Raw genomic sequence first — 9,367 nt, 5'->3', positions numbered from 1 at the left:
CAGCCATCTGGCACAACCGGGCCAACGGAACACCGATCACCCGATCACTGATCGCCTACGACCACTGACCAAAAGCATCGGACTTACTCGTCTAGGGGTCCGAAGACCCCTGAGGAGGCGTCGTGGTGTGGTCCAGGGTTTCCCTGTTCCTGGTGGAGCAGTACGCGGAACTACGGTACGGCCCGATGCTGCTCGTCGGCGTGCTCCTCCTGACATTCGGCGCCAAGGCACGGTCGACCAACGCCCTCTGCGTCGGCGGGCTACTCGTCTTGCTACTCCTGCTGCGCTGAATCGTCTCGGCCTATCCGGAGCCGCTGCCGGTGGGGCTGCTGCTGGGGGTGGGGCCGCCCGGCGGTCGTCCTTGGAGGCGTGCGGCATCGCGGCCTCGGCGTCGGCCGCCACCTTTCGCCGCTGGGCGCGGCGGTCTTCGCGCCGGTCGTCGCACCGGGTATCGCTGCACTCCTGATGCTGCGGCAGACCGCGGGCCAGGAACCAGCCGACCGGGTCAGTGATCGGGCCGCCGGTGCGCAGCTGTTCGGCCGGGCGCCGGGCGAGATGGTCGGCGAGGACCTGCGGCGCGTCCGCTCGGCCCGCGAAGCCCTCGACTCGGGTCAGCTCGCTGCGGGTGGCGGTCTCCACCAGGCGTCGGGCGGCCGGACGGTTCAGCCGCGCCCACACCAGGTCGGGCGGCGGCAGAGGCACCCTCCCCCGCTGCTGCCTGCCCTGACCGCGACCGTCCCGACCCGCACCGGAGCGGTCGGCCACCGGCACGCGGCTGGCCTTCTCGCTGCTGATCGACGGGTACTTCTCCTGCTTTTCCCCGGATAATGGCGACTCTTTCGCGATCTTGCACGCTGTGTCATGATCACATTACTTTCGGGGAGGCGAGGGCGTCGGTATGGCGGTACAAGGAGTGCCTCTTTCCGTCACGAGCTGACCCGAATAGTCACTCATCACCCTTCCTGCCCCTTGCCCTCTTCGCGAGTAGAACAGGCGATCTACTAAGAGGCGGAGGCGTGTTGCGAAGACGAAGATTGCTGTCCAGGGGCATGTTGGGGACAGCGTTGGCGATGACGACGGCCGTCTTGGCAGGGCTGGTGTACGCGGTCCCTGCCGCCGCCGAGGAACCGGGCGACAACCCGGCTGATCCGTGGCAGCGCAGCCTCCGGATCAGCTTGGGCTCCCAAGCGCGCAATGACCGATGTCAGGTGGCGCGGGCGGTTCCCTATGGCGGTCCAGAAGTGAAGACGCTCGCCCGCGACGCCCTCACGGGGTCAGACGCGGACTTGAGAGGGCTGGTGGCCGAATGGAGCCTCGGCCGATTCTGGGAAGCCCACAACCGTGACATCGAGGCGGCCCAGGCCGCCGGAGCCGCGTACGGGGCGCGCCAGGACTGGCTTGCCAACGCGGACAAGACCTACCGGGACGCGAACACGGCTGGTGGTCGTGAGTTCCACGTTCCGGAGTTCGGGCTGGACGTCTTGTCGTTCACCTTTTCCAAGCAGCGTGACTACTACACGAAAATCTGGGAGAGCCCGAAGCCCAGACCAGGGCAGGCCCCCCTGGACCAGGCTCGGAAGGTGTTCGACGCCTTCGACACCGGCGAGGACCGCTGGGCCACCGCCTACAAGCCAGTTGCCGGGTACGAACTGTTCGGTGTCACGACCGGTACACCTGGTTCGGCCAACGACATCGCCACGTTCCTGCGGTTCGGAGGCTTCCCCGCCAAAGCGCCGGAGCCCAACACTCCGGAGTTCCGGGCAGAGGTCGAAGCGCTCAAGATGGCCTGGTCCGTCTGCGACAGCGATAACCCGGTCGACCACTACCGGGCGTTGACCGGACCGGTCCTGCAGGCGCACACGGAGTGGGAAGCGGAGTACGCCTCCCAAGCCACGCAGCGCAGGGAGATCGTGACCGCCGAGGCAGCCGCGGCGAAGGAAGTCCGCGTGGCGACCGACGCGATGATGGAGTCCATACGCCTGGCGTGGCTGTCCGACAGAATCCTGTTCTGGCAGAAGTACTGGGCCGACAACAAGGACTCCCTGTCCTACCCGAGCGGGCTGGAGTTGGCGCGGGCGCAAAGGATGCTCTCAACGAACCAGGGGTGGGCGGCTGCCGAGGTTCGGAAGGCCAACGAGGCCGTGGCCCGGGCGAAGGCGGCGTCGGAGCAGGCCGCAGGTCAGCAGACGGCAGCCTGGGCGATCGCGGATCAGACCAGGGTCCCGCGTGGGCGCGGGCTGATGCACGCACAGCAGTCGGTGCAGGTGGCCAAGGCTTCGTACGCGGCGACGCAGGCGGCGGCGAAGACGGCGGAGACGGCCGCGCAGGCCACCAACGCGACCGTCAGCACCAGTGCGACGCTGCTTGCGCTGGCTCAGACCCAGTCCCACGCTCTGGCGACCGAGTTCCGCAAGGCAGCTGCCCAGGAGGCCGCAACTCAGGCCAAGGCGGCGGCGGACTCCGCCGAGAAGCTGGCCAAGGAAGCGGCTGACAACGCGGCTACGGCGAAGAAGGCCCAGACCACGGCCGAGGCGGCCGAGCAGACTGCGAAGTCATCCGCGGCCGTGGCGAAGAAGCAACGGGACATCGCCGAGAAGGAGAAGGTCACCGCCGCAGCGGAGGCCGGCACGGCGGCCAATGAGCGCGCTAAGGCGCAGGCGGCGGAGAACCGGGCTCAAACCGAGCGGGCCACAGCCGGAGAGCAGCGTGCCGCCGCGGACACTGCCGGCGCCACGGCCGCAGCCAAGCGGCAGGAAGCCGAGAACGCCGAGCACCGCGCCTCCCAGGCACGCGACGCGGCCCGCCGGGCCGAGAAGCAGAAGAGCGCGGCAGAGTCCCGGGCGAAGGCACTCGAAGCCGCGGCAGCAGCAGCCGAAGGCAGCAGTGCGGCCGGGGAGACGCGTCAGGCCGCGACCGAGGCCCGCACCGCGGCGAACCAGGCGACCACAGCTGCGACCCGGGCCCGCACCGCGGCCAACGACGCCACCACCGCGGCGGTGAACGCGAGAGCGGCAGCGACCCGAGCACAGGCTGCGGCCTCCCGAGCCCAATCGGCCGCGGACAGCGCTTGGTCCGCGTATATGACGAGCTACTCCGCCGCGCAAACAGCGCACGCGGCTGCGGCCGAGGCCATCGACGCAGCCGCCGCGGCGCAGGAGAACGCCAAGGCCGCCGAAGCCGAAGCGAAGAAGGCTCAGACGGCCGCCGCCAAGGCCCGTACCGAAGCGACGGCCGCGCAGGAGGAAGCTGCCAAGACCAGGGACTGGGCGATCAAGACAGCGGGCTACGCTTACGCCACCGCCCAGTCGTCCCTGGCCGCCCGAGACGCGGCCGATGCCGTGGTCAAGGCCGCCGATCAGGCCATCTCCCTCGGCACGCCCTATCGGGAGGCGGATCTCTCCGCGGCTTTCGCGGTCCTCATCGGTCAGACGTCGAAGACGCTGGCGGAACAGCAGGCCGCTTCCGCCAAGGCGAAGTCCGACGAGGCTGGGAAAGCGGCAGCAGCGGCGAAAGCACTCGCCGACAAGGCCACCGGGGACGCCAAGATCGCGGCACAGGCCGCCTACGCTGCCGCGCTCGATGCCGAGCGGGCTCTACGGGCGATGGAAGCCGCCCGGGCATCCGCGGCCCAAGCTGCGGCATCCGCCACCGCTGCCCAGCAGGCGGGGGTGAGAGCGGGCAACTACAGCGCGCAAACCGGTGAGTACGCGGTCCAGGCTGCGACTGCGGCCAATGCGGCGGCGAACTCCGCCGCCGCGGCGGAACGTGACGCCACCGATGCCGAGAAGGACGCCACCCAAGCGCGGTCTGCGGCCACTGCGGCGGAGACCGACGCCACGAACGCGCGGAACACCGCGACCAAGGCCGAGACGGACGCGACAGCCGCCGAGACAGCGGCCAAGAACGCCGACACCGCCGCGAAGGACGCCGACGCCGCGGCCACCCGCGCCGAGGAAGAAGCCCGTAAGAGGACCGAGGCCCTCCACGCCGAATGGGTGCGGGCCGGGGCTCAGAACGCCGGCCCCGCCTTGGGCATCGACGACGAAACGCTTCTGCGTGGACTGTGCGGTCAGGTATGCGTGGACGAGTTCAACACCGCGAGGGCACTCGCCGCCGGAGACGTCATCGACTGGATCCGTGACAATGGTGGGGAAATCCTCATCGAGCTGTTCGGCGTCGACAACATCATCGCGTGCGTGTCCACCGGTGAAATCGAGAGCTGCCTGTGGGCGCTGGTCGACGCTGGCAGCATCGTTGTCGGCTTCCTCAAAGCGCCAGCGGTCGTCAAGGCGATCGAACGGATCGTCAGCGGAATCAACACCTTCTACAGCGACGCCAAAGACGCCAAGCGCACCCTTGAACGCTACCGGGAGAAGATCGAGGAAGCGAAGGGGAATACCGCTCCTAAGCCCCCCTGCATGACGGCTCTCGCCAAGACCGGCGCTAACGCCATGCAGGTTAACCTCGCTACCTCTTCGGCTGGAGGAGGCTTCGACGGTTGGCCCGGATGGGAGGGCTGGGCCAAATGTGTGTTCATTCCCACCGGCCAGAACCTCCCCGCGGGCGGCGCCGAAGTAGCCCTCGACACACTCGCGCTGAGATCGCTACGGGAGTTTCACTTTGCCGGCGGAGGCAAGGTCAGCGACAAGAAGGGAATCTTCAACTCTGACCTCACACTTGCCGACATGCGGAGCATCTTTGACAGGGCGATGAAGGACCAGGGCACCTGGAAGCAGGCCAGTGGCGGTCCCCTCTATCATGAGAAGAACGTCTGCCTTGACCCCAAAAAGAAGTTCGGCACATCCTCCAAAGAATCGGGAGAGCACCGTACCCACTGCCTCACCATCGTGGTGAGCGAGTACGGGGATCTCGTGACCATGTATCCGATCCGGTCAACTACCTGAAACGAGAGGGGAGCACCTCCATGGGTCTGGGAATACGGAGACTGAACCGCATGCAGGACACCCTGGAGGAGTTCGGTGATGACGCCGAGGACTCCTTCCGCGCCATGTGCGCACAGGCACCGGAGAACAGTCTCCGACGGGGCATCACACCGTACGACCTGACAATGTTCAACCCCCACCAGCTACTGCGCCTTGTCGCCGAGCTCGAGGAGCTGCCCGACGAGGAACAGACACCTGCGGTAAGGCGAGTCACCGAGGAAGCCCACAAGGCGATTCGCCACTCCGGCTACCTGCTCTTCATCGGAGACTGAGACGACTTCGTCGCGGTGATCCCATAACGGGCCACTAACAACGCGGGATGACCGCCGTTTCATCAGAAGCGGCGGTCATCCCGTAATCGGCCAGGCCCCGTCGCGCCCCGGGACAGTGACGCCGCCACTGCGGTAGCGCCTGATGGCGGGTCTCCTCGACCCCGGGCACGAGCTAGCCATGCAACTCCTCGAACGGGGGTGCGCCGGTGATCCGGCGCGCTCCGACGATGGCGCCGAGCCGCGAGGGGAGCAACCCGCCCCACAAGACTGTCATGGCCGCGACACAAAACGGGGGCGGGTGCAAACTCGGCGTTACACGGGGCCACATGAGCGTCGTCTTGCGTACGCACACCCCCGACCCGGCCAGGGCCGACCCGGCCCACCCCTCGGCGTCGTTCAGGCGGCGCGCCGGGCCGGCGCCACCGCTTCGCCGCCGGAGGCGCGGCGCGTCCAGGTCCGCCCGCAGGATCCCGTCGATCACTGCCGGCCGTGGCGGCAGTGGCTTGCGCTGCTCGGGCCAGGCCGAGTCTGCGCCGCAGGCCGTGCCCCGCCCACGCCGTACGCAGATCGACGCCACGATGCGCTCCACCATCGCCCACGACCCCTACGGCCACGGATCGACCGCGCCCCGGCCCCGTGAGCGGGACTACCGCGAGGTCGCCCTCCCCGGCGCCCAGGCGGTCGTCGCCTACTACGTCAGCGCCCCGGCCGCGCTCACCATCACCGCCGTCCGGCTCATCAGCCTCTGACAGCAGCCCATAGGCAACCGCACCGATCGAACTCGAGGGGGCTCATGCCACCTCACCGGGCGCCTGCGGGGACCCGGGGGGCCGAGAGCACGGTCGCCCCAGCCCGTTCAGCACGTGCCCGGCGCAGCGCGGCGGCCTCGGTGACCGCGGCCTGGCGGCGGCGCTCGGTGCGGGCCTGCTCGATCGGGGCCGGCGCGTCGTCCGCGACGGCGTCGTGCCCCGGCATCGGGGCAGAATGCAGGTCCGCGCTGTTCATCACGAAGGACAACATGCCGCCCGGGCCTTGTGGCACTGAGGCCGGGCGCACCGGGCGGTCTTTGCAGGACAGCCTTCAAGGAGGGAATAAATGGGACTGGGAATACATGTCAACGGTCTCGGAGGGCAGCCCCTTGAGTTCTTCACCGATGACCCCGACGACTCCTTCCGTAAGATGTGCCGCTGAGCACCGGACAGCATTCTGCGGCGTGGCGTCATGCAGTACGGGGACACGATGTTCAACTCGTACCAACTGCACCGTCTCGTGGCTGAACTAGGGCGTGTTGCGAAAGTGGCTGAAGATGCAGGGTGTCGTTCAAAGACTGCGGATGGCCTCGACCAGGTCAGATCCATAGGAGGCCCAGCAGATCACCGAGCCGTCATCGTCAAGCTGCCCCATGAACCACTCGCCGTCGTCCCTCACGAGGCACAACTCGTGGAACGCAAGAATCGCATCGGGCTGGAGCGGCTCGTAGTCGCCCTGACCGGCCGCTTCGACGACTACGAGCCGATCGAGGGAGAGCGGGACGGCGCTTGGGTCTCCGGAAAGAGCGCGTACGCGCTCAATCGTCCATCCGGCGGAGAGTCTTGAGTTCACCGACGCATGGTCCCAGCAGGGCACCTCTCACAGCCACTCGCTAAGGGCCGCGACCAGCACGGTCGCCTCGTACCGGACGGCGAGCTTGTCATAGCGCGTGGCGACAGCGCGATGTCTCTTGAGGCGGTTGATGCCACACTCGATCACATGGCGCTGGCGGTAGTCGACCGGGGCGAAATGTGGCGGCCGTCCGCCGCGGGAGCCGAGCTTCTGCCGGTTGCGCGCTTGGTCGGCCTTGTCCGGGATGGTGCAGCGGATCCCGCGTTGGCGCAGGTAGGCGCGGTTTTTGCGGGAGGCGTACGCCTTGTCGGCCCGCACGCGGTCGGGGCGGATGCGTGGTCGACCCGGCCCGATGCGGGGCACTCGGACCTTCTTCAGCACGGGTTCGAACTGCGGTGAGTCGCCGCGCTGGCCTGCCGTGACCACGATCGACATGGGTTTCTGCCCCTGCTCGACGGCCAGGTGAAGCTTGGTCGTGAACCCGCCGCGCGACCTCCCCAGTCCGTGATCACGGGGCTCGGTGAAGATGCCGCCCGGTGGTTCCTTCTGCAGGTCACACCCTGCTTGCGGGCCCCGGCCGCATGCTGGTGCGCGCGGCACACCGTGGAGTCGACATTCAGGTCCCACGTGATCGCACCCTTCGCGTCAGCCAGGGACTGCAGCCGGGTGAGGAGCCGGTGAAAGGTGCCGTCCCGCTGCCACCGGCGGAACACGTCGTAGACCCGGCCCCACGGCCCGTACTCCGCGGGCACGTCCCGCCACGGCACACCAGTACGGACCCGGAACCGTATGCCGTCGATCAGCCGCCGCCGGCACCAGACGGGCGGCCTCCCCGCCTTGATCCCCTTCGGCAACAACGGCTCCAGCACTGCCCACTGTTCATCGGTGAGATCACCCCGGCCCATGAGCCGTGATCATTCAGGGCTCAAGATCCACTTTCGACGCACGGCCTAGAAGCCCTCCCCGAGAACGAGGTGGCCCCAGTCATCCAACGGGTACGGGAGTGCGCCCACCTCGCCATCCAGAAGTCGGGCTGGCTCTACATCGTTGGTGACTGACACCCCACAGTGATCCCTCGTGGGTCCTGGAGCGTTCGCTGCTCCAGGACCCACCACGGGCATACAGCTCCTTCCCTACTCCCTCGCGGGTGTCTCGCCAGCCTTCACTGATGAACCGGGGTTTGCTCCAGCCGCGTCCCCAACCTCACTGGGCAATGGGCAATACACCTAGCGCAGGGTGTGTGGTGGGCGGGCGCCGCGATCCTCTGCTCCGGCACTCGCCGGCGGGCCGAAGACTCCGCGGGCCCGCAGCTCGGCGACTGCGATGTCCGGCCGGTACAGCGGCCTGTCGTCGATGTCGGCTGCTGTGGCGTTGATCCGGGCGGGTACCTCGTCGTGCTCCTAGTGGCCGGCTTCGTGCAGCACAAGGCCGTTGCCGAGGCGGCGTCGGGTCGTCATCCCCAGACCGTACGGCCGGAGGCAGCCGTGGCGGGGCCCGCCTTCACGGGCGCGGTCGCCAGGACGTTCAGGGCGGACATCCGCGGTCGGCACCCGTTCGTTGGCCGCCGCGATCAGCTCCGGCGCGCTCCAGCGCGCTTCGTGCTGACGGCCGGGGCGTCGGGGACGACGTCCAGGCGGCCGGTGTCCGCGTCGAACTTCACGGCCTTCACGCGTCCGGCGAGCTCGGGGACGGCCACGGCGAGGATGGTGTCGAAGTCGGCGAGGACGCTTCCGCCGGCGGCCGGGGCGACTAGGCCGCGCTCGGTCATCATCATCCCGATCTCCGTACCGAAGGCGAGCGGTTCGCGCCCGTAGCGCAGTACGACGGTGGTGGTGCGCCGCTTCGGCTGCATCGTCTGGGTGGCGCCGTTCCTTTTTGCCGCCTCCCGGGCCGCGATCAGGGCCTGGCGGGCGAGGTCGACACCGCTCAGCTCGCCGGTCATGTGATCACTGCCCCGGTGGCGTCGCCGTCCAGCGGGCGCGGCCAGTCCACGCAGGCGCTGCGCTCACGACGCAGGCCGGACCGGCTCGGGGCGGTCCTGGGTGCGCAGCTGCTCCAGCCGTACCGCGAGCAGGTACTCGGCGGTGCGGGTCTGGACCTTCGCGGCGGCGTCGGTCGCGGCGCGCAGGGCGTCGTCGCTGTCGGGCACAGCCCGGTGCCACGGCTTGGCGAGCTCGGTGGCGTACGCCTGGCGGGCCTCGGCCTGCGTATCCTCGCCGCGGCCGAGCATCACCAAGGCCTGCTGCCGGTACTCCGTGGCCGCGCTCTCGGCAGTCAGGAACGCGTTGTGCGCGGCGGCGTCCTCGACGGCGTCCGGGCCGGCTGCCTCCAGGGCGGCCGGGTCGGTGATCTCCTGGAACTGGGCCCACTCGGCGGCGATGGCGCCCTCGATGGTCGTACGGACCTCGGCCGCAACGGCCACGACCGTGGACGAGTCGGTCGGGTCGGCCGACCAGGTGGCCGCGAGGAGACCGGCCTCCCGATCAGGACCTCGACCTGACGCCGGTGGTCACACACCGCGCACAGCCCCACAGCCCCGCCGACGCCGAC

The 9,367-nt window shown here is 68.9% G+C and carries 8 protein-coding genes and 1 pseudogene; 4 read left to right on the top strand and 5 right to left on the bottom strand.

The genetic code is table 11. The annotated features are described in order from the left end of the window. Positions 1-122 precede the first annotated feature (122 nt). The 4 genes from ABZ842_RS23470 (at position 123) to ABZ842_RS23455 (ending at position 5,964) form a co-directional block, all read left to right on the top strand. Positions 123-290: a hypothetical protein gene (locus tag ABZ842_RS23470; protein ID WP_361539835.1), complete on the top strand. Its 168-nt coding sequence runs from the start codon at positions 123-125 to the stop codon at positions 288-290. A gap of 780 nt (positions 291-1,070) precedes the next feature. Next, entirely contained in the window at positions 1,071-4,904 is a 3,834-nt protein-coding gene (locus tag ABZ842_RS23465) for a hypothetical protein (protein ID WP_361539832.1), read from the top strand. A gap of 50 nt (positions 4,905-4,954) precedes the next feature. After that, on the top strand, positions 4,955-5,215 hold the full coding sequence (locus tag ABZ842_RS23460; protein ID WP_361539829.1) for a hypothetical protein: 261 nt from the start codon (positions 4,955-4,957) through the stop codon (positions 5,213-5,215). Positions 5,216-5,757: 542 nt separating this feature from the next. Further along, the gene (locus ABZ842_RS23455; RefSeq protein ID WP_361539826.1) at positions 5,758-5,964 is read left to right on the top strand and encodes a hypothetical protein; all 207 of its coding nucleotides are present in this window, start codon (positions 5,758-5,760) and stop codon (positions 5,962-5,964) included. Positions 5,965-6,016: 52 nt separating this feature from the next. Here the strand turns inward: ABZ842_RS23455 and ABZ842_RS23450 are convergent, their stop codons facing one another. The 5 genes and pseudogenes from ABZ842_RS23450 to ABZ842_RS23430 form a co-directional block, all read right to left on the bottom strand. Next, positions 6,017-6,235, bottom strand: coding sequence for a hypothetical protein (locus ABZ842_RS23450; RefSeq protein ID WP_361539823.1), 219 nt, complete (start codon positions 6,233-6,235; stop codon positions 6,017-6,019). A 300-nt stretch (positions 6,236-6,535) separates the two neighbouring features. Further along, positions 6,536-6,817, bottom strand: a complete 282-nt coding sequence (locus tag ABZ842_RS23445; protein WP_361539817.1) for a hypothetical protein — start codon at positions 6,815-6,817, stop codon at positions 6,536-6,538. A gap of 27 nt (positions 6,818-6,844) precedes the next feature. After that, positions 6,845-7,722, bottom strand: a pseudogene (locus ABZ842_RS23440) (IS5 family transposase). A 665-nt stretch (positions 7,723-8,387) separates the two neighbouring features. Next, on the bottom strand, positions 8,388-8,759 hold the full coding sequence (locus ABZ842_RS23435; RefSeq protein ID WP_361539814.1) for a hypothetical protein: 372 nt from the start codon (positions 8,757-8,759) through the stop codon (positions 8,388-8,390). Between the two features lie 63 nt (positions 8,760-8,822). Further along, a complete protein-coding gene (locus tag ABZ842_RS23430; protein WP_361539811.1) occupies positions 8,823-9,239 on the bottom strand; it encodes a hypothetical protein in 417 nt (138 codons plus the stop codon). Positions 9,240-9,367 lie beyond the last annotated feature (128 nt).

The sequence above is a fragment of the Streptomyces sp. NPDC047315 genome (genome assembly GCF_040643215.1).
Taxonomy (GTDB): domain Bacteria; phylum Actinomycetota; class Actinomycetes; order Streptomycetales; family Streptomycetaceae; genus Streptomyces.
The sequence above is the reverse complement of the archived record's forward strand: the minus strand, read 5'-3'. Positions and strand labels throughout refer to the sequence as shown.

Excerpts from the sequence above, each read along its gene's own strand:
- ABZ842_RS23465 (WP_361539832.1), top strand. The coding sequence starts at position 1,071 with ATGACGACGGCCGTCTTGGCAGGGCTGGTGTACGCGGTCCCTGCCGCC.
- ABZ842_RS23460 (WP_361539829.1), top strand. The coding sequence starts at position 4,955 with ATGCAGGACACCCTGGAGGAGTTCGGTGATGACGCCGAGGACTCCTTC.
- ABZ842_RS23450 (WP_361539823.1), bottom strand. The coding sequence starts at position 6,235 with ATGTTGTCCTTCGTGATGAACAGCGCGGACCTGCATTCTGCCCCGATG.
- ABZ842_RS23435 (WP_361539814.1), bottom strand. The coding sequence starts at position 8,759 with ATGACCGGCGAGCTGAGCGGTGTCGACCTCGCCCGCCAGGCCCTGATC.